This is a genomic window from Euzebyella saccharophila, from assembly GCF_014855495.1.
GTDB lineage: Bacteria > Bacteroidota > Bacteroidia > Flavobacteriales > Flavobacteriaceae > Euzebyella > Euzebyella saccharophila.
In genome coordinates this window covers 28,770-54,651 of sequence record NZ_JACYFJ010000008.1, presented here as the reverse complement: position 1 = coordinate 54,651, position 25,882 = coordinate 28,770, and the positions used below count along the sequence as shown (strand labels likewise).

The 25,882-nt window shown below is 40.9% G+C and carries 21 protein-coding genes and 2 tRNA genes; 9 read left to right on the top strand and 14 right to left on the bottom strand.

Annotated features, from left to right (window positions below):
* Positions 1 to 113: 113 nt before the first annotated feature.
* Positions 114 to 2,432: an ethanolamine ammonia-lyase subunit EutB gene (gene eutB, locus IL355_RS17725; protein WP_192463430.1), complete on the top strand. Its 2,319-nt coding sequence runs from the start codon at positions 114 to 116 to the stop codon at positions 2,430 to 2,432.
* Here the strand turns inward: eutB and IL355_RS17720 are convergent.
* The 6 genes from IL355_RS17720 to porV form a co-directional block, all read right to left on the bottom strand.
* The gene (locus IL355_RS17720) at positions 2,429 to 3,109 is read right to left on the bottom strand and encodes an SDR family NAD(P)-dependent oxidoreductase (RefSeq protein WP_192463429.1); all 681 of its coding nucleotides are present in this window, start codon (positions 3,107 to 3,109) and stop codon (positions 2,429 to 2,431) included. The two genes, eutB and IL355_RS17720, sit on opposite strands and share 4 nt — an antisense overlap.
* The gene (locus IL355_RS17715; protein WP_192463428.1) at positions 3,109 to 4,155 is read right to left on the bottom strand and encodes a M28 family metallopeptidase; all 1,047 of its coding nucleotides are present in this window, start codon (positions 4,153 to 4,155) and stop codon (positions 3,109 to 3,111) included. Before IL355_RS17715 ends, IL355_RS17720 begins: the two co-directional genes overlap by 1 nt.
* A gap of 85 nt (positions 4,156 to 4,240) precedes the next feature.
* The gene (locus IL355_RS17710; protein WP_192463427.1) at positions 4,241 to 5,875 is read right to left on the bottom strand and encodes a pyruvate dehydrogenase complex dihydrolipoamide acetyltransferase; all 1,635 of its coding nucleotides are present in this window, start codon (positions 5,873 to 5,875) and stop codon (positions 4,241 to 4,243) included.
* A gap of 11 nt (positions 5,876 to 5,886) precedes the next feature.
* Positions 5,887 to 6,882: a pyruvate dehydrogenase (acetyl-transferring) E1 component subunit alpha gene (gene pdhA / locus IL355_RS17705; protein WP_192463426.1), complete on the bottom strand. Its 996-nt coding sequence runs from the start codon at positions 6,880 to 6,882 to the stop codon at positions 5,887 to 5,889.
* A 205-nt stretch (positions 6,883 to 7,087) separates the two neighbouring features.
* Complete coding sequence (gene cdd / locus IL355_RS17700; RefSeq protein ID WP_192463425.1) at positions 7,088 to 7,573, bottom strand: cytidine deaminase; 486 nt, start codon at positions 7,571 to 7,573, stop codon at positions 7,088 to 7,090.
* Between the two features lie 80 nt (positions 7,574 to 7,653).
* On the bottom strand, positions 7,654 to 8,805 hold the full coding sequence (gene porV, locus IL355_RS17695) for a type IX secretion system outer membrane channel protein PorV (RefSeq protein WP_192463424.1): 1,152 nt from the start codon (positions 8,803 to 8,805) through the stop codon (positions 7,654 to 7,656).
* A gap of 474 nt (positions 8,806 to 9,279) precedes the next feature.
* Between porV and gldJ the strand changes: the two genes are divergently transcribed.
* Both gldJ and IL355_RS17685 read left to right on the top strand, forming a co-directional pair.
* Complete coding sequence (gldJ, locus tag IL355_RS17690) at positions 9,280 to 10,944, top strand: gliding motility lipoprotein GldJ (protein WP_192463423.1); 1,665 nt, start codon at positions 9,280 to 9,282, stop codon at positions 10,942 to 10,944.
* 70 nt (positions 10,945 to 11,014) lie between these two features.
* Complete coding sequence (locus IL355_RS17685) at positions 11,015 to 12,292, top strand: UDP-N-acetylmuramoyl-tripeptide--D-alanyl-D-alanine ligase (protein WP_192463422.1); 1,278 nt, start codon at positions 11,015 to 11,017, stop codon at positions 12,290 to 12,292.
* A 19-nt stretch (positions 12,293 to 12,311) separates the two neighbouring features.
* Here the strand turns inward: IL355_RS17685 and IL355_RS17680 are convergent.
* A tRNA-Val gene (locus IL355_RS17680) sits at positions 12,312 to 12,386 on the bottom strand.
* Between the two features lie 188 nt (positions 12,387 to 12,574).
* Between IL355_RS17680 and IL355_RS19265 the strand changes: the two genes are divergently transcribed.
* From IL355_RS19265 to IL355_RS17655, 6 genes are read left to right on the top strand one after another with little or no spacing between them, the layout of a single operon-like run.
* Positions 12,575 to 13,198 carry a c-type cytochrome domain-containing protein gene (locus IL355_RS19265; RefSeq protein WP_225621322.1) on the top strand — a complete coding sequence of 208 codons (624 nt, stop codon included), beginning with the start codon at positions 12,575 to 12,577 and terminating at the stop codon, positions 13,196 to 13,198.
* The gene (locus IL355_RS17675) at positions 13,174 to 15,774 is read left to right on the top strand and encodes a DUF1553 domain-containing protein (protein ID WP_317175515.1); all 2,601 of its coding nucleotides are present in this window, start codon (positions 13,174 to 13,176) and stop codon (positions 15,772 to 15,774) included. The genes IL355_RS19265 and IL355_RS17675 overlap by 25 nt, the downstream gene beginning before the upstream one ends.
* Before the next feature lie 31 nt (positions 15,775 to 15,805).
* Positions 15,806 to 17,266, top strand: coding sequence for a DUF1501 domain-containing protein (locus IL355_RS17670; protein ID WP_225621321.1), 1,461 nt, complete (start codon positions 15,806 to 15,808; stop codon positions 17,264 to 17,266).
* Between the two features lie 17 nt (positions 17,267 to 17,283).
* A complete protein-coding gene (locus IL355_RS17665) occupies positions 17,284 to 18,342 on the top strand; it encodes an NHL repeat-containing protein (RefSeq protein WP_192463421.1) in 1,059 nt (352 codons plus the stop codon).
* An 18-nt stretch (positions 18,343 to 18,360) separates the two neighbouring features.
* Positions 18,361 to 19,254 carry a c-type cytochrome domain-containing protein gene (locus IL355_RS17660; RefSeq protein WP_192463420.1) on the top strand — a complete coding sequence of 298 codons (894 nt, stop codon included), beginning with the start codon at positions 18,361 to 18,363 and terminating at the stop codon, positions 19,252 to 19,254.
* Between the two features lie 38 nt (positions 19,255 to 19,292).
* A complete protein-coding gene (locus tag IL355_RS17655; RefSeq protein WP_192463419.1) occupies positions 19,293 to 19,733 on the top strand; it encodes a leucine-rich repeat domain-containing protein in 441 nt (146 codons plus the stop codon).
* 52 nt (positions 19,734 to 19,785) lie between these two features.
* Here IL355_RS17655 and IL355_RS17650 read toward each other — a convergent pair.
* From IL355_RS17650 to IL355_RS17620, 7 genes are all read right to left on the bottom strand, one after another.
* A tRNA-Val gene (locus tag IL355_RS17650) sits at positions 19,786 to 19,863 on the bottom strand.
* Between the two features lie 61 nt (positions 19,864 to 19,924).
* Positions 19,925 to 21,139: a bifunctional folylpolyglutamate synthase/dihydrofolate synthase gene (locus tag IL355_RS17645; RefSeq protein WP_192463418.1), complete on the bottom strand. Its 1,215-nt coding sequence runs from the start codon at positions 21,137 to 21,139 to the stop codon at positions 19,925 to 19,927.
* On the bottom strand, positions 21,136 to 22,083 hold the full coding sequence (locus IL355_RS17640) for an energy transducer TonB (RefSeq protein WP_192463417.1): 948 nt from the start codon (positions 22,081 to 22,083) through the stop codon (positions 21,136 to 21,138). The genes IL355_RS17645 and IL355_RS17640 overlap by 4 nt, the downstream gene beginning before the upstream one ends.
* Entirely contained in the window at positions 22,083 to 22,469 is a 387-nt protein-coding gene (locus IL355_RS17635; RefSeq protein WP_187457429.1) for an ExbD/TolR family protein, read from the bottom strand. Before IL355_RS17635 ends, IL355_RS17640 begins: the two co-directional genes overlap by 1 nt.
* Before the next feature lie 9 nt (positions 22,470 to 22,478).
* Entirely contained in the window at positions 22,479 to 23,171 is a 693-nt protein-coding gene (locus IL355_RS17630) for a MotA/TolQ/ExbB proton channel family protein (protein WP_187457428.1), read from the bottom strand.
* Positions 23,172 to 23,222: 51 nt separating this feature from the next.
* Positions 23,223 to 24,590, bottom strand: coding sequence for a sodium:proton antiporter NhaD (gene nhaD / locus IL355_RS17625; RefSeq protein ID WP_192463416.1), 1,368 nt, complete (start codon positions 24,588 to 24,590; stop codon positions 23,223 to 23,225).
* A gap of 12 nt (positions 24,591 to 24,602) precedes the next feature.
* Positions 24,603 to 25,835, bottom strand: coding sequence for a Glu/Leu/Phe/Val dehydrogenase (locus tag IL355_RS17620; RefSeq protein ID WP_192463415.1), 1,233 nt, complete (start codon positions 25,833 to 25,835; stop codon positions 24,603 to 24,605).
* Positions 25,836 to 25,882: the final 47 nt, after the last annotated feature.

Here is a 25,882-nt window from a genome sequence, read left to right as displayed (position 1 = left end):
CTCACAAAAATAACAGAAGAACTTTAAATAATGGTTATATCAATGCAAGGCTTCAATAAAAATCTTTAACTTGTGGAGACTCAGCTTATCATAACCCATTAATCTATATTCCTATGGATCATATAAGCCGTAAAGATTTTTTAAACAAGATGGGACTATTAGGCGCAGGAACCTTCCTTTGGCCACAAACGCAAGTTCCTTCAAAGAACTTTTCACCGCTACATACCTACGGTGTTACTATTGATACTATCCAACCCAAGGAAACCATTTTTGAATACATAAAGAGAAAACACGGAAGCTTTGATCTTACTGCATACCAACAAATAATTGGAGCTGCCAATGAATTCAAGGAAGGAGACGCCAGTTTGGGAGTTGCGGCTAAGGATATACTATCTAGAGAACGAGCCAGACAACTGCTGAGTAACACTTCCATTTCAGAATTGGACCATCATAGTGTTTACACGGATGATTTATACCACTTAATCAAAGCAACCACCAAAGAATCAACATCTATAGGTAATTGGACGCTATCCGAACTTAAAGCGTTTATTTTAAGTAAGGATGAAGCGGAAATTAAGGCAATCATGCCCGCACTTACGAGTGATTGTATAGGTTGCTTGGTAAAACTCATGACCAATGACGAACTTATTGATGTTGGACAAAAAGTATTTAATCCGCTAGAGAACAGTAAAATTGGAAGTAAAGGATATTTGAGTGCCAGGGTACAACCCAACTCACCAACGGATAACCCCGAAGATATAATTTGGCAGGTATTTAATGCATGGTCCTATGCCGTGGGCGATTTGGTTTTAGGAACCAATCCCGTTAGTAGTGAGGTGGACTCGGTAGCCAATATCGAAAAAACCTTATTTGAGGTTTTAACGGTATTTGGTTTAGAAAAAACCATGTCCAATTGTGTTCTTTCCCATATTGATGTTCAGGCAGAAGTTGAAAAAATTCAACCTGGAACGACCGGAATTTGGTTTCAAAGTTTAGCAGGCACGGTTAATGCCAACCACACCTTTGACCTCAGCATTGAAAAAATGCAAAATCACGTAAAAAATCGGACAGGCCTGTATGGGCTATATGCCGAAACTGGCCAAGGCGCTGATTTTACCAATGGTCATGGGGCCGGTTTTGACATAGTGTTACATGAATCAAGAAAATATGGTTTTTTGCGCGCCCTTGATTTACAATTCAAGCAACAGAACAAGGACACTCAAAAACCTTGGGTGCACGTAAACGACGTTGCAGGATTTATTGGTCCAGAGGTTTTTAAAAGCAAGGAACAACTGGTGAGATGCTGTTTGGAAGATATCGTCATGGGAAAACTACATGGTCTTACCATTGGTCTAGATGTGTGCTCCACCTTGCACATGGATGTAAGTTTAGAGGACCTAGATTGGTGTATAGACCAAATAATGCCGGCAAACCCTGCCTATTTAATGGCCCTACCTACCAAAAACGACCCCATGCTCAGCTATTTGACCACCTCTTTTAGTGACCATGTTAGGGTAAGGGAAAAATTTGGTTATAAGATTAATGACGCCATATGGCAATTTTTCAAAGACATAGAAATTATTGATCACAACGGTCAACCAACAGATAATTTTGGAAACCCTACATGGGTTTATTATAAATATTGCCAAGCAAAAGGAGACCAAAGAGATTATAACGAAATAAAAAAGGAAGGGAAAAATTGTATTGAAAGAATTAGGGAACGTGGTGTTCCGATTTCGGAAGGTTACGGAAAGCATATTTGGAACCTAGAACCAGAATTAGAAAAGCAAGTTAGGTGGCTTTATGAGGATGCCAAGAAAAGTTTATGGACCAATATGACAGACACTTTTGTAAAATCGATTCCAGCAGCTATGCCCATTATCACTAGCTCTAAGGACAGGAAAGACTATGTGTACCACCCAGAATCAGGAGAGAAACTCACTCCTGATGCCATATCTGTTTTGACAGATCTAAAAGCAAAATGGAAAAATAATGTTCCAGATATTCAATTTATAATTTCAGACGGACTCAATCCTTTGGCACTAATGGATGAAGATCATTTATTGCCCTACCTATCCAAACTAAAAAAACAGCTTTCAAACAAGGGCTATTCGGTAAACAGAGAGAATATTGTCATTAAACATGGTCGCGTACGCGCGGGTTATGCATGTGGCGAAATATTGTATGGAGAAGACCAAAACTCTTCTCTTAACAAGGCCATAGTACATATAATTGGAGAAAGGCCAGGATCTGGCCACCACAACTTTTCTGCCTACCTAACCGCAGCACCTAGAAGCTCTTGGTCAAAACCCGGCACAATCGACCATAATATCACTAAAGTAGTTTCCGGAATTTCGGACACCTCGCTTACCCCAGATAGAGCCACGGAGCAAACCATGGCAATTTTGGACCGTTTATTTACCGTAATTTAAGGTGTACTATTACTCACTTGAAGCATCTTGCCGTTATATAGCTCATTTCCGGTAAGTGCAAAAGATTTGATGTATGAAGCCATTTGTAGGGCGGTAACCGGAGCTTTGTAGCCCGGAAAAGCCTCTTCCAACATTTCTGTCTGTACAGCGCCTAATGCCAATACATTGAATGAAGGACCGGAATCCTTAAACTCCTCTGCCCATAACTCAGTTAGGGTAATAACGGCACCTTTGCTAGAACTATATGCTGAAAGTCCGGGAAATTTCATACTACCTTGTACTCCGCCCATGGAACTAACGGTCACCACATGTCCATTTTTTAGCATTTTTGGAAGAACTGCCTGAGTCACTGAGGCAACCCCAAAGACATTTACCCTATACACTAGTTCAAATTCTTCGGCAGAGGTTTTTAAGAAAGGTTTATTAAGCAAACTGCCGGCATTATTAATAAGAATATCTACCTGCTCCCATTCATCACTAACGAAAGCCGTAAGCTTTGCTAAATCTGAGGTTTTTGCCAAATCGAATGAAAAAGAGGTGACATTATCAAGTTTTAAATCAGCTACAGGCTGGTGGTTTCTTGATAAAGCCAATACCTGATGTCCTTCTGCAGCAAATAGCTTTACCAACTCAAATCCTATTCCCCTACTCGTTCCAGTTATAATAACATTTGCCATTAGTTGTACTTTATTTCTTTCTGTGCAGAATTGGCAACTCCTTCAACAACGGGAATGCTCTGGTTAATCAATTTAGCCATATGATTAAAATCCATTTCGGATACTTCATCACCTACTTTGTGGTAATAATTATAATTAGTAAAATCAAAAGTGCAAAATGTTTGGGAAGGCACTCCAAATACTTCATGAAAAGGATAATTATCAGACCTTTTAAAAAGCCCGAATTCCTTGGCCTTTGGTAAAAATCCGGTATAAGTGCCAGCGGAATAACTATTGACTACATCCGCTAGGTTAGATTGTTCGTAACCGGTTAGATAGGTGAGATATTCTTTACCAACCAAGGGAACACCCACCATTTCATAATTGAGTAGCACATACAGGTTTAAAGAGCTATCCTTTAATTTTTGAGCTAAGTGTTTAGACCCAAGTAATCCTCTTTCTTCCGCACTAAATAGGACAAACAGCAAACTCCTTTTATTGGTTCTATTCTTTCCAAAGTAACGGGCCAATTCCATTACCGTGGTAGTACCTGAAGCATTATCATTGGCCCCATTGGCTATTTTATCACCGTTTTCTGGTTCAATCAAACCTATATGATCATAATGTGCCCCAATAATTATATACTCGTTTTTCAGCTGCTGGTCGTTTCCCTCTACCCAACCAACAACATTAAATGCCGGCTTTTCAAAATTGGATAGCGTATCTCTGTAGCTGGTAAAAAAGGGCTTTACCCCATTATTTTTAAAATTGGTCTCAATGTATTCTGCCGCTTTGGTAATTCCTGCGGTGCCAGAGTCTCTCCCTTCAAGCTCATCTGAAGCCAAAAAATTCATAATGGTAGAAACCTCCGTTTCACTTGTAAAATTTACTTGAGAAATTGAAGCTTGGGCAATTCCCTCCAAATCACTGGCCTTTTTAGGAACATCCATGAGGGCACGATCAAATTTTACGGCATCCCCGCTTTGCAAAGTGACGGATTCTTCCACTTTGGTTGAACCACATGCTATGGCCAAAAGACACGCCATCAAAAGAATTCCATTTTTCATATAAAAGATTTTGCTACAATTTAGAAATTAAAAAAGGCATCTCGAAAAAAACGAGATGCCCAATTTTAAAAAATTTATAATTCGTCTAAGCCAGCATGGTTACCGGATTCTCTAGATACGAACGTAAGGTTGCCAAAAATTGAGCTCCAGTGGCACCATCAACCGTTCTATGGTCACATGCCAAAGTTACTTTCATAGTATTACCTACTACAATTTGCCCGTCTTTCACAACTGGTTTTTGTACGATAGCGCCCACCGAAAGTATGGCAGAATTAGGTTGATTGATAATAGAAGTAAATTCTGAAATACCGAACATACCTAAATTAGACACTGTAAAAGTACTGCCTTCCATTTCTGCAGGGGTAAGCTTTTTAGTTCTTGCCCTACCCGCCAAATCTTTTACCGAAGCACCAATTTGGGAAAGAGACATTTGATCGGTAAACTTCAATACCGGCACCACCAATCCATCTTCGACAGCAACCGCTACACCAACATGAACATGGTGGTTATATTTAGTAGTATCACCGTTCCAAGTCGTATTTACCTGAGGATGTTTTTTAAGTGCCATGGCACAAGCCTTTACTACCATATCATTAAAGGACACCTTGGTTTCTGGCAACTCATTTATTTGCTTTCTGGAAGCCATGGCATTGTCCATGCTTACTTCTATAGTAAGGTAATAATGGGGAGCACTGAATTTGGATTCTGAAAGGCGCTTTGCAATAACCTTACGCATTTGAGAATTCTTCACCTCCTCTACGCTCTCCTCACCTACCGGTAGATTTATAGGAGTAACAGATTTACTGGGGGCTGCCCCAGAATCGCTAGCTGCTTTTGGCTCGGCCTTAGCTTCAGGCTTGTAATTTTCTATATCTTTTTTAATGATTCTACCATTGTCCCCAGAACCGGATACGCTTGCCAAATCTATACCCTTATCAGCAGCAATTTTCTTGGCCAAGGGCGATGCAAAAATTCTTTTACCATCTCCAACTGGTTTGGAAGCTTCTTCTTTTGAAGGCTTTGAAGCTTCTTCTTTTTTAGGAGCATCTGCTTTAGCTTTCTTCTTGCCTGATGAAGGTTTACTGTTAAGCACGGCATCCACATCGGTACCTTCAGGACCGATAACTGCCAAAACAGCATCCACTGGAGAGGATTCTCCTTCCTGGATACCTATGTGCAACAAAGTACCGGAATAAAATGATTCAAATTCCATAGTGGCCTTGTCGGTTTCAATCTCCGCCAAGATATCCCCTTCTTCAACAGTATCGCCCACTTTTTTCAACCAGGAAGCCACAGTACCCTCTTCCATAGTGTCGCTTAAACGTGGCATTTTTATAATTTCGACCCCTTCAGGGATTTCCGCACCACCTTCTTCTTCCGTTTCGTCCTCATCTGCCGAAGATTCCTCCGAAGCACTTTCAACTTCCGATTCCTCTGAAGTACTTCCATCTTCACCATTCAACAAACCGGAAATATCCTCGCCTTCTTCGCCAATAATGGCCAAAAGCGAATCTACCGGAGCTCCATCTCCCTCTTCAATACCAATATGTAGCAATGTTCCTTCATAAAAGGACTCAAATTCCATAGTGGCCTTGTCCGTTTCAATTTCAGCCAGTATATCGCCCTCTTCAACTTTATCGCCAACGCTTTTTAACCACTTGGCCACGGTACCTTCTTCCATGGTATCGCTCAATCGGGGCATGCTTATAATTTCTGCCATTTAACTACTTATTATTTATGTTGAACAAATGGAGTATCTTCCTCTTCGTAGACCATATCATACAACTGCTGTACTGGTGGAAAATCTGACTCTTCGGCAAATTTCTCACACTCGGCTACGCGTTTTTTAACTTCGCCATCAATCTTCTTGATCTCCTCGTCAGTTGCGTATTTATTCTCTTTGATTATATCCAATACTTGGGTAATGGGATCGATCTTTTGATATTCCTGCACTTCTTCCTTGGTACGGTAGTGCTGGGCATCAGACATTGAGTGACCTCTGTAACGGTACGTTTTCATTTCCAAGAAAGTAGGTCCGCCGCCTGTACGTGCACGGTCAATAGCCTTACTCACTTCTTGGGCCACTGTAACCGGATTCATTCCATCAACCGGGCCACATGGCATTTCATAACCAAGACCCAGTTTCCAAATTTCTGTTGAATGAGAGGTTCTAGCAACCGAGGTACCCATGGCATATCCGTTGTTTTCACAAATAAATACTACAGGTAACTGCCAAAGCATTGCCAAGTTCATAGCTTCGTGAAAGGAACCTTGTCTTACAGCGCCATCGCCCATATAACATAGGGTCACATTATCCCTTTTAAAATATTTGTCTCCAAATGCCATTCCGGCTCCCAAAGGAATTTGACCACCTACAATACCGTGTCCACCGTGAAAACGATGTTCCTTTGAAAATATATGCATGGAACCGCCCATACCTTTAGATGTACCGGTTACTTTACCATATAACTCTGCCATGACAGCTTTTGGGTCCACTCCCATACCTATTGGCTGAACGTGGTTACGGTAAGCAGTGATCATACGATCCTTAGTGAGGTCCATTGCATGCAAAGAACCGGCCAAAACGGCTTCTTGTCCATTATATAAATGCAAAAACCCTCTTACTTTTTGCTGAATGTAAACTTGCGCCAGTTTGTCTTCAAACTTACGCCAAAACAACATATCCTCGTACCACTTTAGATATACTTCCTTGGTAATTTTTTTCATTGATGCTTTTTAAATTGGATTCCGATACATCTTGAAGTTCCTAAGCTCCCCGGAACGGACAAGAAAAGCAAAAATACATATTAAATTATTAGATGAAAAAAATTGCGATAAAAGGTTACCTAGAATTTACAATGATTCAAATACTTGGAAAAAAGTTCAGGCTAAAAACTCAGAAAACACTTTCAAAAAAAGCGGATCAGCAGATTCAACCCAAATAGGAACTATCAAAACCTAAGGGGAGTATATCCGCTACGGAACTGCATTTATAGACGGCCCCGCTTTCACCCATTAACAGCAGGCTAATGGGAGCATCTTGTTTTACCTCATACTCTTTTATTGATTGCCTGCAATTACCACAGGGAGCTACAGGATTTTCTACTTTTATATTTTTTGAAGCGGCAGTAATTGCAACAGCCTTAATTTTTACATTGGGAAAATTTGCGCCGGCATGGAATATGGCCACTCTTTCAGCGCACAAGCCGGAAGGGTATGAGGCATTTTCTTGGTTATTTCCACATACAACCTCTCCATTTTCCAAAAGAACCGCAGCCCCTACAAAAAAATTTGAATAAGGTGCATAGGCATTTTCTCTTGCTATAAGGGCCTGTTTCATCAAGGATGCATCCTCCTCACTCAATTCTTTCCGAGAATCATACACCTCTAGTTCAAACGCTATCTTATGTTTACGCATAATAATTAAAGTATCCTTTAAAACTACGAAAACCTGCAAACTGCAGGCTTTCTTTATTATTTTATAAAAGTATTGTCTTTTTAATCATTATAAAATTCTTCCCCTAAATTAAAGGTTAAGGAAAACCTTAAGGTATTTTCCACAGGGTTGGTAATTTGGGAAGTAGAGAAAAGATAGGACAAATCAATCTGGGCAGACTTAAATCTAAATCCGGCACCCAAGGTAAAATATTTTCTAAATCCTTTAACATCACTTTCATTAAAGTAACCAGTACGGAACATAAACGCATCTTGATACGTATACTCCGCCCCCAAAGCCCAAGTCATCTCTTTTAACTCCTCACTAAAGCCATCTGGAGCATCACCGAATGATTTAAATACGCCGTTTAGAAATCCAATATCCTGGTATTCGTCATTATCGGCAGCATCCAAATCCCCGTCACCATCAAAATCTTGAGGGGTTGGCACCAACAATTTATTAAACTCAGTAGTTAGACCAATAACATTATCTTGATCAAGAATAAAGTCAAACCCAAGACCTAACCTCATATTTGCTGGGATGAAGTTCTTCTGACCATTTTCGTCATATGAAATTTTACCCCCTAAATTTGAAATGTTGAATCCACCTCTCCAACGACCGTCAAAACTGTTGTAAGCAATTTCCCGTGAGCGATAAAACCCTGCCACATCAACCGCAAACGTGCTACCAGGTTTTGAATCTATATTGGCATCTGCTTGAAATTTAAGGTTAGATCGAATGTAACGCCCTCCTACGGCCATGGAAAATGTAGGACTTAATTTTAAGGAATAAGAACCGTCCAAAGCCAATTCATTTGGCTTAACTATACTTCCTTGATCGTCAAAAGTTTGTCTTAATTCAATATCTCCCAATGTAAAGTAACGCAAACCAACGGCAAATGCACTTTGTTCATTTATCTTATTAAAATAGCTTGCATTTAATAAGCCAATACCCGAAACTGTGTTACTTAGATAAGGTGTATATCCGAGCCCTACGCCCATTTTTCTTTCGGCAAATGCAAATTTTGCGGGATTCCATTGTTGGGCAAAAGCATCGGAAGAAGTAGCCACTCCCATATCGCCCATTCCTGCAGCCCTAGCATCGGCAGCTATATTTAAAAAAGGTACCGCCGTTGTGATTACACGATCACTTGCCTCCTGTGCGGATAATTTGCTGGCTAAAAGCAGCAAAATAAGTACTGAAAATTTTTTCATTTTTTTAGGCTAAATTAAAGTCGGTCATTTTTAGAATAAGTCAACATCCAACTATTGCTATTAAACGCAAACATATAGACGTCGTACATGTAAACGGGCAAATAAGACATATCTTATATGACATCCCTAAAATATTTTAAATTATAGGCAAGACGCAAATAAATTAGATGAACCACTAACTTTGCACCCCACACATTAATAAAAATCAATTTTCACAACAAAGAAAGTATTTAAGAAATAAAGAAATGATTATACCTATACTATATCTTAAAATGCTCCGTTATGCTTTTTAGAGAAGCCTGACTAACAATGGTAATAAGCTTCCAAACAGATTTAAAATATTTTATTTGGCTATAAAATATAATGGTTAAAACCCCGTTTTATATGCCGAAAGTTAAGACTAATAATTAATCAAAATACAAATTTCGCCTCATATCATTACGTAAGCGAACCATTTGAACTCAAGTCCTAATTATGAAGAAACAGTTTATCAAAGTTGTACTTTCTTGTGCAGTGGTTGCAGGAGGTTTTACGGTCACCAGCTGTAAAAATTCCGGATCTTCCAAAAACGTGTCGAGAGCCACAGGATGGAAAATAAACGCCAACGAAGGTGGTTTCCAATACAATACGGATTTTAAGGAGCAAGAAACCGCTCCCGGTCTTGTATTTATTGAAGGCGGAACTTTCACAAAAGGTAAGGTACAGGATGATGTAATGCACGATTGGAACAATACCCCAACTGCACAGCATGTTCAATCCTTTTACATGGACGAGACGGAAGTCACCAACGTAATGTATTTGGAATACTTGGACTACCTTAAAAGTGTCTACCCTCCGGAAAATCCTCAATATGCCAATATTTACAAAGGTGCTTTACCAGATACCTTAGTTTGGCGTAATCGTTTAGGGTTTAACGAAACCATGACCAACAACTACTTAAGACATCCTGCTTACGCAGAATATCCTGTTGTAGGCGTCAACTGGATTCAGGCAACACAATTTGCCGAATGGAGAACTGACCGTGTGAACGAAATTTATTTGGAGCGTGAAGGTTATTTGGCAAAGGATGCCAAATATAAAGCCGCCACTGGTGAAGTTGCCGGAACTTTTAGCACGGAGGCGTACCTAAACAGACCAGAATCCGTTTATAATGGACAGATAGATTCCTTACAAGGTAAGATGAAAAAGGACAGTGTTAGCAGTTTTGCAAAAAGAAGTAGCGGTGTGATTATGCCAGAATACCGTTTGCCAACTGAAACAGAATGGGAATATGCTGCACAGGCTAACCAAGGCAATAGGGAATACAATAACTACAGAGGTAGAAAGAAATATCCATGGGATGGTGATTACACCAGAAATGGACAACGTGTAGGACGCGGTGACCAATTGGCCAACTTTAAGCAAGGAAAAGGAGATTACGGTGGTATTGCTGGGTGGTCCGATGACGGTGCGGATATCACTGCACAAGTTATGTCCTATAAACCAAACGACCTAGGTCTTTATGACATGGCCGGTAATGTTGCAGAATGGGTTGCAGATGTATATAGACCTATTGTTGATGATGAAATTAGTGACTTCAACTACTATAGAGGAAACATTTATATGAAGACCGCTATAGGAGAGGATGGAAAAGTAAATGTACTTAGGGATTCTATTGTATATGACACATTGCCTAACGGAAAAGTAGTTGCGGTAAACCTTCCTGGCGAGATTGCAATGGTGCCTGTAGGAGAAGAAGAAACTTATTTGAGAACCAATTTCTCAACTAGTGATAACAGGGGATACAGAGATGGTGACCCGGGCTCTTCAAGGTTCTATGACAGATTTAGTGATGAAGAAGAGGAAGACCAAACCAAAATGTACAACTCCCCTACCCATAAAGTGGAAAGGGATGAGGAAGGTAACCTAATTCGCCAATATGACAAATCCAACAACAGAACTACTTTGATCAATGACGAGGTAAGAGTTTACAAAGGTGGATCCTGGAGAGATAGAGCTTATTGGTTAGACCCCGCACAAAGAAGATATTTGCCACAATACATGGCAACGGATTATATCGGATTTAGATGTGCCATGTCTAGAGTTGGTTCTAAGTCAAAAACCAAGAACAAAACTCCTAGAGGAAAAAAGGTGAGATAAGCCTAATATACAAGAAAAATGAAAGTCCCGGAACAATTTGCTCCGGGACTTTTTTTATACATTTACTTCCATGGAAATACAGCAAATTCACAAGCATTATTTAGCAAACCCTATAGTCTGCACAGACACGAGAAAGATTACGAAAGGATGTATTTTTTTCGCCCTTAAAGGAGACAATTTCAATGGCAATAAATACGCATCTGAAGCTTTGGAAAAAGGAGCCCGTCTGGCTATTGTTGATGAACAGGAATTTGCCAAATCCAATCAATACATTCTTGTAGATGATGTATTAAACACACTACAGGAACTTGCCCAATTCCATAGAAAACAATCCAAGGCACAAATTATTGGTCTCACGGGAAGCAATGGAAAAACCACCACCAAGGAATTGATACATTCCGTCATTTCTAAAAAATACAAAACTATTGCCACCAAAGGCAATCTTAACAACCACATTGGTGTACCATTAACGCTATTATCCATAAAGGCCGATACCGAAATGGCCATTATAGAAATGGGAGCCAATCATCAAAAAGAAATTGAATTTCTCTGTTCCATAGCCCAACCAGATTTTGGATACATCACCAATTTTGGAAAGGCACACTTAGAGGGTTTTGGCGGCGTAGAAGGTATTATCAAAGGTAAAAGTGAGCTCTATCATTATTTAACGGAAAACAAGAAAGCTGTTTTTTTAAATGCTGATGACCCCATCCAACTTAACAAGTTAGGTTCATATATAAAAAAATATGGGTTTAGTACACAAAATAAGGATTACTACATTATCGATTTCTTAGGTGCCACGCCTTTTGTTCAACTGCAACTTGAAAATCTTAAAATCCACACCAATTTAATAGGTAGTTACAATTTTACTAATTGTGCGGCAGCCGCCCTTATTGGCAAATATTTCAATGTTCCCCTAGAGAAAATCAAAGAAGCACTAGAGGAATACACCCCAAATAATAACCGCTCACAAATTCTTGAAAAAGGAAGTCATCAAATTATACTTGATGCCTACAATGCGAACCCTACTAGTATGAAAGCTGCACTGGAAAACTTTCAACAAATGGAAGGGAATACCAAAATAGTTTTTTTAGGTGATATGTTCGAGTTAGGTGAATCAGCCAAAAAAGAGCACCAAGAAATTGCGGATTTGGTCAAAGAAATGAATTATCAACAGTCATTTTTGGTAGGTGAAAATTTTGCGGCCACAAATACCACTATTCATCAATTTAAAACTTTCGATTCACTTTCAGAAAACTGGACTACATTAAAACTGGAGGAGAATTGCCTAATACTCATAAAAGGTTCTCGCGGAATGGCCCTGGAGAGAATTTTGGACCTATTATAGTTTAAGGAAATAAAAAATGTGGGTTATACTGGATTCGAACCAGTGACCTCTGCCCTGTCAAGGCAGCGCTCTAAACCAACTGAGCTAATAACCCAAAAAGCTGGGCAAAGGTAAAATTAATTTCCGATTCTAAAAATGAAAAATAAAGAGGGGCTCTTTCACTGAAACCCTCTTTCCAAGATGTTTCCACAGCTATAATTCTATAACAAATGGTCTTATCTGTTGTAGACTCGAAAAGATTGGGCAAAAAAAGGTATTTTTAAAAACCCTTTATACCAAACCATGCTCAAACATTTTACCATATTTATCTGCTCGTTGTTAGCACTAACTTCCTGCACCTTTGAAATGCCTGAAGAAGTTGAAGTAGCTTACAACGATTTGCCAGAGGATATAGATTTCAATTTTCACATCAAACCTATTCTCTCCGATAGGTGTTTTTCATGTCATGGGCCCGATCCTGGAACAAGACATGCCGATTTAAGGTTAGATGTCGAAGAAAATGCCTTTGGATCCTTAAGTAGCGGCAACCGCGCGTTTGTAGCTGGAAAACCAACCAAAAGTGAAAGTGTTGCTAGAATTCTAAGTGACGACCCCGAAACGCTAATGCCGCCACCCGAGTCCAACCTCTCTCTTTCGGCAAGGGAAAAAGCCATGATTGTCAAATGGATTGAACAAGGTGCCGAATGGAAACCTCATTGGGCCTTTGCCAAACCCGAAAAACCTACTCCACCGAAATTGAACAATGTTGATTTGGTTAAAAACGAGATTGATTATTTTGTTCAAGACCAATTAATTCAAAGAGGGTTTGAACCCTCACCAGAAACCGGCAAGGAAAGATTGCTTAGGCGGGTAACTATGGATTTAACGAGCCTCCCCCTACCATTGAGGAACTTGACAATTTTCTGAACGATTCAAGTTCCGGCGCATACGAAAAGGTAGTTGATGAGTTGCTCACTAGGGACTCCAATGCGGAAAAACTAGCATTAGACTGGATGGATGTTTCAAGATATGCCGATTCCCATGGCCTGCATGCAGATGGTTGGCGATCAATGTGGCCTTGGAGAGACTGGGTCATAAATGCTTTTCAGAAAAACATGCCTTACGACCAATTTATAACGTGGCAGCTGGCCGGAGATTTAATGCCCAATCCTACCACGGCGCATAAATTGGCCACCGCCTTCAATAGAAATCACCCAATGACAGCTGAAGGTGGGGCTATTGAAGAAGAGTTTCGGCTCAATTACGTTTGGGACCGTTCTGAAACCGTAGGTACCGCACTAATGGGTCTTACAGTAGCCTGTGCTCGCTGCCATGACCATAAGTTCGACCCCATCTCCCAAAAAGACTATTTTCAAATGGCGGCCTTCTTCAATAATGTAAAGGAATTGGGTATGACCGGAGATGATGGAAACTACGGACCAATTTTAGCGCTTCCTAATGAAGAGGAATCAAAAGTATTGACACAACTTGAAAAATCTATCGAACAAAAAGAAAAAGAACTGGCACTGACAAAAAAAGAGCTAAATGATTTAGATAAATACATCAAACAACTCCCCAGTTCCGCAAAGCAAAAGAGCTTGATAGGTCATTATCCATTAGACCACCTCAACAAAACCGGAAAGGGCGTATCTGCCGATGGAAACAAAACAGCCACTGCGGCTAAACCCCCTGAATTAATTGATGGAAAAAAGGGAAAGGCTTTTGTTTTCACTGGTGAATACGATGAACTCAACCTTGATGAAGTCCCCAATTTTGAGTGGATGGATAAATTCTCCGCAGCCCTTTGGGTTAACACTACCAAACGTGAAAAAGACAAAACACAACAATTATTGGGTACTTCGGGACAGAAAAACAATTTCTGGAGCGGTTGGGATTTTTACTTAGATAGCCTCAATCGTCTAAATGTTCGCTTGATCCATTCGTTACCGCACAATTACATTCATTTACGCTCTAAGGATTCTATACGAAAAAATGAGTGGAGACACGCTGCCTTCACCTATGACGGCTCAGGAAAAGCATCCGGTTTGCAGATTTTTCTAGACGGAAAAAAAGCCAATAGTGAAATTGCCTACGACCGGCTAACCAAATCCATAAAAACCCTTCAGTCCGCTATTCATGGCATTGAAAGAAGACCTGTAAAAGTCGCCAAAAGTTACCGAGCATTTACGGGCGAATATGGTATTTTTAAAGGTGCTCTGGATGATATCTGGCTGTATGCAAGAACCCTAACCCCCGAAGAAATTCAAAGCTTTGCCAATGATTCAGAAGAAACGGGAGCCTCTCCAGATACTTCTAGTGACTATTGGGCCTCTCTTGACCCCAAGATACAAGGTTTCGAAAAAGAACTGAAAGAACTCCGTAACCAATGGATAAAACAAATGAAGCCTGTTATGGAAGTAATGGTCATGGAAGATATGCCCGAAAAAAGAAAAGCCTACGCTTATTCTCGTGGAGAATATGACCAACCCATGTATGAAGTAGAGGCCAGTACACCCGAAGTGCTACCTGATTTTCCTGAAGACTTGCCTAAAAACAGGTTAGGATTGGCCCAATGGTTATTTTCAGATGAAAATCCCCTAACTGCCAGGGTCACGGTCAATCGGTATTGGCAAATGCTTTTTGGAAAAGGTTTGGTGACCACGCCCCATGACTTTGGGGTTCAAGGGTCTCTTCCTACACACCCGAAATTACTCGATTGGCTCGCGGTATACTTTGTTGAAAACGGGTGGGACGTAAAAAAACTATTAAAAAAAATAGTTATGTCCCACACCTATCGCCAAAGCTCAATTACCACTCCGGAAATGCGTGAAAAAGACCCTACCAACATTTATCTTGCCCGGACCAATAGTTACCGGCTACCGGCCGAACTGATTCGTGACAATGCCTTAGCAGCAAGTGGCCTGCTTTCCAAAACTGTAGATGGCAAAAGTGTACAGCCCTACCAGCCCAAGGGACTATGGATAGAAAAAAACAGTTTCTCGCACAAACTATTGCATTATAAGGAATCAGGAGGCGACAGTATTTACCGAAGAGGCCTATACACTTTTGTAAGGCGAACCTCTCCGCATCCGGCAATGACCGCATTTGACGCACCTTCCAGGGAAGTCTGCACGGTTAAACGGGAAAATACCAATACCCCTTTACAGGCTTTGGTACTCATGAACGACCCCCAATTTGTGGAAGCCTCCAAAGTTTTGGCTACCCGTATGATTTCAGAAGGAGGAAAGAATATTGAGGATCAAATCGCTTATGGCTTCAGGCTGGCGGTAAGTAGAAAACCAAAAACCGAGGAAAGTAAAATTTTCAAAGAGCTCTTTGAGAGTCAAGCGGAAAGGTTTAATGAAAATCCCCAAGAAGCAAAAGAGCTACTATCCGTGGGCCAAAAAGAAATTGCTAAATCCTATGACCAGACGCAGGTTGCGGCTCTTACCATGGTGGCCAATACCATGCTAAATCATGACGAAGCGTATATGAAGCGATGATTACCAAACCAGATTAAAAACTAACCCAAAAATGTGTACACACCACGAAAATAAAAATTACTCGAGAAGAGACTTTCTCACCAAAACAAGTTTGGGTATGGGAGCACTTTCATTGGCATCGATGCTCGACCCTATGAATTTGTTCGGTAACCAAACATCGTTCACTTCCCCGTCGCTGAAAGGCGGAGCCCAAGGCACTCCGCATTTTCCGCCTAAAGTGAAACGGGTGATCTATCTTTTTCAAAGCGGAGCGCCTTCTCAACTAGACCTGTTTGATTACAAACCCCTTTTGAACAAAATGCAAGGGCAAGATTTACCAAAAAGTATACAAGGGGAACAACGACTTACAGGGATGTCATCCGGCCAAGCTACATTGCCATTGGCAGGCACCATTTTCAACTTTAAACAACACGGCGACAGCGGTGCTTGGATGAGTGATTTGATGCCGCACACCTCCAAAATCGTAGATGAGCTCTGTTTTATAAAATCAATGTATACCGAAGCTATCAACCATGATCCGGCCATTACATTTTTACAAACAGGATCACAGCTTCCGGGTAGGCCTTCTATTGGATCGTGGGTGAGTTACGGTCTAGGCACCGACAATAAAAACCTTCCGGAGTTTGTAGTATTGGTCACAAAAGATAAATACGGTCAACCCCTTTATTCCCGTTTATGGGGTAACGGTTTTTTGCCTTCCCAACACCAAGGAGTGCAGTTTAGGGCAGGTAAAGCTCCAGTACTCTATTTAAATAATCCCCCCGGTATCACCGAAAAAAGCAGACGCGAACAACTTGACCAGCTGCAAAAGTTGGAACAAATGAATCACCAAGATATTGGAGACCCCGAAATTTTGGCCAGAATGTCCCAGTATGAAATGGCCTTTAGAATGCAAACGTCGGTTCCGGAAATAATGGATACCAAAGACGAGCCCGATTATATTTATGACATGTACGGTGAAGACAGCAGAAAGCCCGGCACTTTTGCCGCCAACTGTATTTTAGCTCGCCGTTTGGCCGAAAGGGATGTAAAATTTATTCAGCTTTATCATCAAGGCTGGGACCAACATGGTAACCTGCCCAATGCCATCAAAGTGCAGTGTAAAGATACCGACCAGGCTACCGTTGCCTTGATCAAAGATTTAAAACAACGGGGAATGTTAGAGGACACCCTTGTTATTTGGGGAGGAGAGTTTGGCAGAACCAACTACTCGCAAGGCAAGCTTACACCAGATAATTTTGGTCGTGACCACCACCCCAAGTGTTTTACTATTTTTATGGCCGGGGCCGGAATCAAAAAAGGCTTCACTCTTGGCGCTACAGATGATTTTGGCTACAACGTAACCGAACGCCCAGTGCATGTTCATGACTTTCAGGCCACCCTTATGCATTTATTGGGCATTGATCATAAAAAATTAACCTTTAAATTTCAAGGTCGTAGATTTAGACTCACAGATGTACACGGCCATGTCGTAAAAGAAATATTAGCTTAATCCAAACTATAATAAAAATGAAATCCGCTAAAAACTCAAGAAGAAATTTTATAAAAGCTACTGGTATTGTTTCCGGTGCTAGCCTAATAGCTCCCTCCTATACTTTTGGTATCATTCATAAAAAGAAAAAAGGTGCTCTGGTCGGTCATGGAGATTTTCAATATAGGGTAGACCAAGAATGGGGTATTCAAGACCCCACCAAAATTCCTGTGAACGATTGCCATGAAATGGTCATGGACAGTAAAGGTAGAATTTTAATGACTACCACAGGAGCCAATAACAACAACGTGCTTGTTTATGACAAATCAGGTAAAGTTTTGGAATCATGGGGAACTACCTTTCCAGGTGCCCACGGCTTATCGATTATGGGAGAAAACAGTGACCAATTTTTGTTCATTACCGACCCCGACACACATCGGGTGACCAAAACCAGTATTGACGGCAAGACCATTATGACTTTAGACCGCCCTAAAGAAGTAGAAGGTTACACTTCTGACGATCAATTCAAACCCACCGAAACCACTATTTTGCCGAATGGGGAATTTTATATTGCTGACGGGTATGGCGAAAATTATATTATTCACTACGATGCCGATGGAAATTATTTGAACCATTTTGGCGGCAAAGGCAGTGGAGAAGACAAATTTAATTGCTGCCATGGTATCACCCTAGACACGCGTGATGCCTCTAATCCAACGCTGTTGATTACCTCTCGTGCCAGTCAAGAATTCAAAAGATTTACACTAGATGGCAAACATTTGGAGACCATCAAACTACCAGGATGCTCAATATGTAGGCCGGTCATTCACGGAGAAAACATCTATTTCGCGGTAATCGTCACTAAAACTTGGGATACATATGACGGTATGATTGCCGTTCTCGATTCGAACAACAAAATCGTTTCGCTACCCGGAGGGAGTGTCCCCGATTATAGTTCAGGAATTCTTGCAGAGCCTACCTACGATGGAAAAACCTTTAAAAACCCTCATGATGTGCTGGTAGATAACGATGGCAACCTCTATGTACCTCAATGGAACTCTGGTAAAACCTACCCTATTAAACTAAATAGGGTTTAATTCGGAAACAACCATTTTATGATTGCATTAGAGTTTACTACGTTCCTGGGCAGGTTCCACCCTCTATTTGTTCATCTACCCATCGGGTTTTTAATTCTAGCTATAGCACTTGAGTGGTATAAGCGCTTTACAAAGAAAGACTTGGGAGGAAGTTCAATCCCGTTGGCTTGGCTATTGGGCGCCCTGAGTGCTTTGGGTGCTGCCGTAACGGGGTGGTATTTGGGGGAAACAGGGCTTTATGAAGAAGAGTTATTATTTTCTCACAGGTGGTTGGGTATTGCCCTTATTTTTATCGCCTTAGTAGGATGGTGGATCAAAAGAAAACCAAAAATAATACCCACTTGGACACATCACAACTTTAATGTAATACTCTTGGTACTTTTATCCATTGAAGGCCATAAAGGAGGGAATCTTACACATGGGGAGACCTATTTGACGGAGTACGCTCCAGCCCCTTTAAAAAGTATTTTACAAAAGGAAGCCCCAGACAAAAACTTGCTGCTAAGCTCAAATACGGATTCGATAAAGGTATATGCCGATTTGATAGAACCTATTTTTAAGGAAAAATGCTTTGCTTGTCATAATGACGATATCAAAAGAGGTGGTCTCAATATGAGCCACCCTGATTCCATGATGCAAATTGGCAATAACGAAGTGGTCATTAAAGGTGGAAATGTTTCACAAAGCGAATTTTTTAGAAGAATTACGTTGCCTCAAAGTAGTGTAAAATTCATGCCCCCTAGCAACAAAGTGTTGTCCTACGACGAGATTAAAACAGTGGAATGGTGGATTGAGCAAGGGGCAGATTTTGATGAAAGACTGAGCCAATTGAACCTTTCCGAAGATATAGCTGCAATTCTTTTACGCACCTACGGAATTGACACCGGCCTAAACCCTATTATGAAAAGGTAGGCATTGCACCAGCAGACAGCCTTGCCATAGTTGATATTATGAAAAAAGGGTTTACCGTGAAATCTTTGGGTGGCGATAACAACCTTTTGGATGTTAAGTACTCAGGAAACGAACTAAGTTCGGAATTAATTAACTCGTTAAAACCCATAAAAGACCATATTACGTGGCTATCGTTGGGCAACAGCAACATCTCTAATGAAATGCTCTCAGAAGTGGGAAAATTTAAAAATTTGACCCGTCTTCAGTTAGAAAAAACAGCGGTTGGTGATGCCGGAGTAAAGCAATTAAAAAACCTTAACCACTTAGAAGCATTAAACCTCTATAATAATGAGGGTGTTAGCGATAGCAGTATTGAGACCTTAAAACAAATGGCTGGCTTAAAAAGGGTGTATCTCTGGGGAACCCGGGTATCCAAAGAAAAAGCTACAGAACTATCGGAAGCTAAAGAAAATATAGAAGTTATTTTGGGAGAAAACTAAAAAAAAGAAGCCCTAAAAATAAAAAAACCGGACTTAAAAAAGACCGGTTTTTTGGTGGGCAATGAGGGATTCGAACCCCCGACCCCCTCGGTGTAAACGAGGTGCTCTGAACCAACTGAGCTAATTGCCCTAAAAAGGTGTGCAAATATAAAATGCTTTTATTGATTCCCAAAGAAAAAATTGAATAAAATTTAAAGAATTTCAGCCACCGTAAAAGTGCTTCCTCCAACGTACACAAAATCAGTGTTTTTTGCAGAAGCTATTGCTTCTTTATAAGCCTGCTCTACTGATGAAAATTTCTTCCCTCTTAAGTTAAATTCCAAAGATTTCACCAACAATTCATCCACAGGAAGTCCCCTTTCCAAATTAGGGCGACACCAATAATAGGTAGCATATTTTGGCAGTAAAGGAAGAATGCCATCTAAATCCTTCCCCTTTACAAAACCGAGTACCATATGTAAATGATTGTAAGGGCATTTTGCAAGCTGCTTCATGATGATGCTAAGGCCTTCTTTATTATGCGCAGTATCACATACGACCATAGGCTCTTGCGAAAGAACCTGCCAGCGCCCCATTAATCCGGTATTCTCGGTTACTCTTGCGAGTCCGTTTTTAATATGCGCTTCGGATATTCTAAAAGTATCCTTTAGATTCTTAACTACGGCCAACACACCCTTAACGTTTTTAGCCTGATAGTTTCCAAGCAGCGAAGTACGGTAATCCGGCAACTTTAACTCTTCCGCAAAAACAATAGAAGAATTTCGGTCTCTGGCTACCTTCTCAAAAACAGCTTGGGTTTCCTCTTGCAGCTCACTGATAACCACGGGAACCCCCTCCTTAATGATACCCGCTTTTTCGTATGCTATCTTTTCCAAGGTATCGCCCAGCATATCTATATGATCATAGCCAATATTGGTAATGAGCGACACTAAAGGGGTAATGATATTGGTAGAGTCCAGCCTACCCCCTAATCCCACTTCAATGACGGCCACATCTACCTTTTCTTGGGCAAAATAATCAAAGGCCATACCCACGGTCATTTCAAAAAAGGATAAGTGCCTTTTTTCAAAAAATGGCTGGTTGCGTTCAATAAAATCAATAACAAATTTCTTTGAAATTGACTTCCCGTTAATTCGAATACGTTCTCTAAAATCCTTTAAGTGCGGCGATGTGTACAAACCTACTTTATAGCCTGCTTCCTGAAGTATGGAGGCAATCATGTGGCTGCTAGAACCCTTGCCATTAGTACCGGCCACATGGATGCTTTTGAAAGCTGTGTGGGGATTACCAAGGTAATCGGCAAAGGATAAAATTCCCTCAAGTTTAACATTAAAAGCTTTCGCTCCCTGATTTTGATACATTGGAAGTTGGGCAAACATCCAATCTAGGGTTTCCTGATAGGTCACTCTCCCAATTTAAAGTTCACCACCACAAAACCGACCTGTTGACTAGGTGCATTGGAGTCAAGGTTCCACTTATGCTTAAAGGCCGTTTTTTTGGCGGGATCCAAAAGACACGGGCTGTTATTGGTGGTACCTTTGACACCCGGAGTGGCGCTAACCACGTTTCCATTACGGTCTACCACAATTTTAACCACGACCCTGCCCTCTTCGTTACATTCTTGTTTTACTTGGCCCTTACTTACTAGGGAACGGCCATTTAATCCGTAACCACCTGTTCCGCTACCGGAACCCGGTGCTCCATAGTAACTAGTCGCATAGGGGTCACCGCCTGGCCGCCCTTTATCTCCGGCCCTACTATCATCCCCTTCACTACCAGAAGCAGTTCCTTCAGATTTACTGATACCGCCTATAAGAGCATCCAATTTTTTCTTTTTAGCTTCTTGTTCTTGCCTGGCCTTTTCTTCTGCTTCCCTTTTCTCACGAGCTTTTCTTTCCGCTTCTGCCTTTTTACGTGCCTCCGCTTCGGCTGCCTTCTTTTTAGCTTGCTTTTCTGCCTCTTCGGCTTTTCTTTTGGCTTCCTCCGCTATTTTCATACGGATAGCTTCCTCGTTATCTTGCGTCAAGACTTTTTCTGAAGGTGCTTCCTTTGCAACGGCCTCCTCCGGTACTTCTTCGGCGACCTCTTCAATTACCTCTTCTTCCACAACCTGTTCTTGCTCCGTTGGTTCAACGGGAGGCGTATCCAAAGGTTCGGAACGAATGGGCTCTTTTGGCTGTACGTTTCCGCTGCCAAATTCCATGGTACCAAAATTTACGGTAATACCATTCTCCTCAGGAGGATCCATATAGGTAAGACCAATATAAAACAAAACAAGTAGGAGTACGCTTAGCAGAAAAGTGGTAAGCGTAAAGGATTTCTTTTTGTGTCTCGTATCTAGAAAGGACATTAATTGGGTCGCACGGCCAAGATTACCTTATAATTGTTCCTATTGGCAATATCCATAACGTTTACGGCCTCTTTAATAGCCACGCTTTCTTCTGCCCGCAGGATAATTGTAGGTTTATCTTGTCCTTCAAGTGCTTTTTTTAATTCAATTTCAATGTATTCTCCGTTGATCCGCTCATTATTGACAAAATACTGTAAGTTCTTGTCTATACTTACGGAAACATTCTGTGTGTTGGTAGATTTCCCTTTTGCCTTTGGCAGTAATAAATCCAAAGCATTAGGGGAATTTGCGGTTAGCATAAAGAATATCAATAACAGAAATACAATATCTGTCATTGAAGACATACTAAAATCTGGACTCACCTTATTTCTACCCCTTAATTTCATACTGCTGAATTATAAAGGTTCGTTCAACAAATCCAAGAATTCTACCGCATTGGCCTCCATTTTATGAACTACTTTATCAGTACGGTTCACCAAGTGATTGTATCCAATGTACGCTATAATACCAACTATAAGACCCGCAACCGTAGTGGTCATGGCCGTATAAATACCTGACGCCAAAGAACCCATTTCTGCCTGCCCGCCACTGGTGGCCATTTCATGGAAAGCCAAAATCATACCAATTACCGTACCCAAGAAACCAATCATGGGAGCCGCACCGGCAACAGTTGCAAGAATACTTACGTTTTTTTCCAACTTATAAACCTCCAAGGTACCGGCATTTTCAATGGCCGTATTGATATCATCCAAGGGTTTTCCAATCCTAGAAACCCCTTTTTCGGTTAGTCTTGCTACCGGTGAATCTGTCTGGGCACATAGCAGTTTAGCCGCTTCCAACTTTCCATTGGTTACATGGTCTCTGATTTGATTCATGAAATTCTTATCTATTTTGGATGCCGCCTTAATCGCAAACAATCGTTCAAAATAAATGTACAATGCAACAAAGAGAAGAATAAACAGCACAGTGATAATCAACACACTACCCGTACCTCCATTAAAGATCAAATCTATCACAGACAAGGTCTTCTCCTCAGACATAGCATCACCAATTGCGGGGTCTTGTGCCGCATCTTGAAATAGCATCATAGAATTCTTAGTTATTACAGTTGCCTCTATAACGATGTTTTGTCGATTAAATTATGCGTGTAGCACAAAATTTCTTATCAGTACGAAAACGATAGCTCCTGAGATAAATCCGACAAATGCCAACCAAGCAATCTTCTTCAAATACCAGAAGAAATCGATTTTTTCCATTCCCATGGCAACAACTCCAGCAGCAGATCCAATAATCAACATACTACCACCTGTACCTGCAGAGTAAGCGATAAAGTGCCAAACAGGGTCATCTACAGGAACTGAGAACATTCCCATACTAGCTGCCACCAAAGGAACATTATCAATCACGGCAGAACCTATACCTAGTATAAGTACTACTAGATCGGATACCAACTCACCTTTAGATTCGGTTCCCATCATTGGCAAGTTCGCTTCCAAGCTTTCCGCAAAATGGAATAACATACCTAGTGACTCCAATGCCGCAACAGCCATTAAAATCCCTAAGAAAAACAGAATACTTGGCATCTCAATTTTGGACAAGGATGCATGAACGGGACTGTGATGCCCTTGGGTATCGTGCCCCTCACCATCTACTGTAGAAAGACTGAACTTAGAATTACTATATATCTCCGCAAAGGTCGCTACAACGGCTAAAGAAAGCATCATACCAACGTAGGGAGGCAAATGTGTAATGGTTTTAAAGAATGGCACAAACACGATGGCGCCCAACCCTAAATACAACATAGTTGAACCATATTTGGACTTCGGCTCTTCCTCTGCTTCAACATCGGTTACAATTTCTCCGCTAAAAGCTTTGAATCTACTCGCAAGAAAAACAGGTACCACCATACAAACGATAGATGGTATTAATACATGTTCTACCAATAAAGGAGCAGTTACCTTATTACCGATCCAAAGCATGGTTGTAGTAACATCACCAATTGGCGACCATGCACCACCTGCATTGGCCGCGATGATTACTAAACCGGTAAACCACAATCTGGCATCACGTTCCTTAATTACTTTTTGCAAGATGGTAACCAATACAATAGTAGCCGTAAGGTTATCTATAATAGCGGATAAAATAAATGCCAAAATAGCGAACAACCATAATAATTTACGTTTGCTTTTTGTTCTTATGTATCCTTTAATCGTGGCGAAACCGTCAAAATAATCAATGATTTCCACAATGGTCATGGCCCCTAAGAGGAACACCAGAATTTCGGCGGTTTTACCTAAATGATGCAATAATATTTCATCTATATGTGTAGGCTCCAATTCTTTTAGCGCCGTGTTCACCTCAAACACGTCCATGTGTGTCAAAGCGATTATCGCCCATAACAGGGCCATCATTGCCAAAGCGGGTATGAGTTTATCAATTTTTAGGTTATGTTCCATGGTTATCGCCAGATAACCCACAATAAATACAATGATGAGAATTGTTTCCATTTTCTATTTGGTTTATATTAGTTGTTTTAGTGCAATTTCAAATGCCGTTCTACTTATATTTTTTGGTGAAGGATTTTGGCTAAAGATATTTAAAATTGCCTTCCTAATGGTATTGGAAGTATCATTAAATATCATTTCATCATCCATAGCTACACGTTTTTCCATAAAGTAGGCAAAAACCCGGGCCATACCACAGTTAGAGATAAAATCGGGAATAAGACTTACTCTGCTATCTGCATATTCCATAATAGGACCAAAGAATATTTCCTTGTCTGCAAATGGTACGTTGGCTCCACAGGAGACTACTTCCAAGCCACTCTGAATCATAGATTCTATCTGTTGCTTGGTTATGAGGCGTGAGGCCGCACAAGGTGCAAATATCTCCGTTGACAAGTTCCAAATTCTTTCGTTAATCTCTTCAAAAGGAAGAAGTTCACCCGCTACCGGGTTTAAGATATTGCCCTTTTTATTCAAATAAAGGGCTCTAATTTCCTCAAAAGAAAAGCCGTCTTCCTTAATGATACCACCGGCGCGGTCAATAATTCCAACCACTTTGACTCCCATTTGGGCCAAATAATAGGCTGCCGCAGCGCCCACGTTGCCAAAACCTTGCACAACGGCACGTTTTCCCTCTACTTTACCTCCGTAAATATCATAATAATGACGTACCGCTTCTGCTACACCAAAACCGGTTATCATATCGGCCACCGTATATTTTCTTGATGTATCTGGAGAATACGTATTATTTTCTATAGGTTTTATAACACCTAGCCGCAATTGGCCAATACGGTTAATTTTATCCGCTTCAGTAGGTTTAAAGTGCCCATTAAAAACACCTTCCTGAGGATGCCACACCCCTGCATCTTCGGTAATTGGGATCACTTCGTGAATTTCATCCACATTTAAATCCCCTCCAGTTCCGTAATAACTTTTCAGAAGTGGGGAAACCGCGTGGTACCACCTTTCCAAAACTCCTTTTTTTCGAGGGTCGTTAGGATCAAAATTTATGCCCGACTTGGCCCCACCAATGGGCGGGCCCGATACCGTAAACTTGACTTCCATGGTCTTAGCAAGAGAGAGCACCTCGTTCATATTCAAACCTTCCCGCATTCTTGTACCTCCGCCGGCGGCACCGCCGCGTAGGGAATTAATAACCGTCCACCCCTCGGCTTCCGTCAAGGAATCCTTCCAGTTAAAGACAATTTCAGGTGATTTATTTTCGTAGGTTTGAAGTAATTCTTTCATTTAATTGATTTAAAATTATAAGACAATGTATATTGATTATCAACGTG

Excerpts from the sequence above, each read along its gene's own strand:
- IL355_RS17620 (WP_192463415.1), bottom strand. The coding sequence starts at position 25,835 with ATGAAAGAATTACTTCAAACCTACGAAAATAAATCACCTGAAATTGTC.
- IL355_RS17670 (WP_225621321.1), top strand. The coding sequence starts at position 15,806 with ATGTGTACACACCACGAAAATAAAAATTACTCGAGAAGAGACTTTCTC.
- IL355_RS17630 (WP_187457428.1), bottom strand. The coding sequence starts at position 23,171 with ATGATGCTATTTCAAGATGCGGCACAAGACCCCGCAATTGGTGATGCT.
- IL355_RS17685 (WP_192463422.1), top strand. The coding sequence starts at position 11,015 with ATGGAAATACAGCAAATTCACAAGCATTATTTAGCAAACCCTATAGTC.
- IL355_RS17665 (WP_192463421.1), top strand. The coding sequence starts at position 17,284 with ATGAAATCCGCTAAAAACTCAAGAAGAAATTTTATAAAAGCTACTGGT.
- gldJ (WP_192463423.1), top strand. The coding sequence starts at position 9,280 with ATGAAGAAACAGTTTATCAAAGTTGTACTTTCTTGTGCAGTGGTTGCA.
- IL355_RS17720 (WP_192463429.1), bottom strand. The coding sequence starts at position 3,109 with ATGGCAAATGTTATTATAACTGGAACGAGTAGGGGAATAGGATTTGAG.
- porV (WP_192463424.1), bottom strand. The coding sequence starts at position 8,805 with ATGAAAAAATTTTCAGTACTTATTTTGCTGCTTTTAGCCAGCAAATTA.
- nhaD (WP_192463416.1), bottom strand. The coding sequence starts at position 24,590 with ATGGAAACAATTCTCATCATTGTATTTATTGTGGGTTATCTGGCGATA.
- IL355_RS17640 (WP_192463417.1), bottom strand. The coding sequence starts at position 22,083 with ATGTCCTTTCTAGATACGAGACACAAAAAGAAATCCTTTACGCTTACC.
- IL355_RS17655 (WP_192463419.1), top strand. The coding sequence starts at position 19,293 with ATGAAAAAAGGGTTTACCGTGAAATCTTTGGGTGGCGATAACAACCTT.
- IL355_RS17710 (WP_192463427.1), bottom strand. The coding sequence starts at position 5,875 with ATGGCAGAAATTATAAGCATGCCCCGATTGAGCGATACCATGGAAGAA.
- IL355_RS19265 (WP_225621322.1), top strand. The coding sequence starts at position 12,575 with ATGCTCAAACATTTTACCATATTTATCTGCTCGTTGTTAGCACTAACT.
- cdd (WP_192463425.1), bottom strand. The coding sequence starts at position 7,573 with ATGCGTAAACATAAGATAGCGTTTGAACTAGAGGTGTATGATTCTCGG.
- IL355_RS17715 (WP_192463428.1), bottom strand. The coding sequence starts at position 4,155 with ATGAAAAATGGAATTCTTTTGATGGCGTGTCTTTTGGCCATAGCATGT.
- IL355_RS17635 (WP_187457429.1), bottom strand. The coding sequence starts at position 22,469 with ATGAAATTAAGGGGTAGAAATAAGGTGAGTCCAGATTTTAGTATGTCT.
- eutB (WP_192463430.1), top strand. The coding sequence starts at position 114 with ATGGATCATATAAGCCGTAAAGATTTTTTAAACAAGATGGGACTATTA.
- pdhA (WP_192463426.1), bottom strand. The coding sequence starts at position 6,882 with ATGAAAAAAATTACCAAGGAAGTATATCTAAAGTGGTACGAGGATATG.
- IL355_RS17660 (WP_192463420.1), top strand. The coding sequence starts at position 18,361 with ATGATTGCATTAGAGTTTACTACGTTCCTGGGCAGGTTCCACCCTCTA.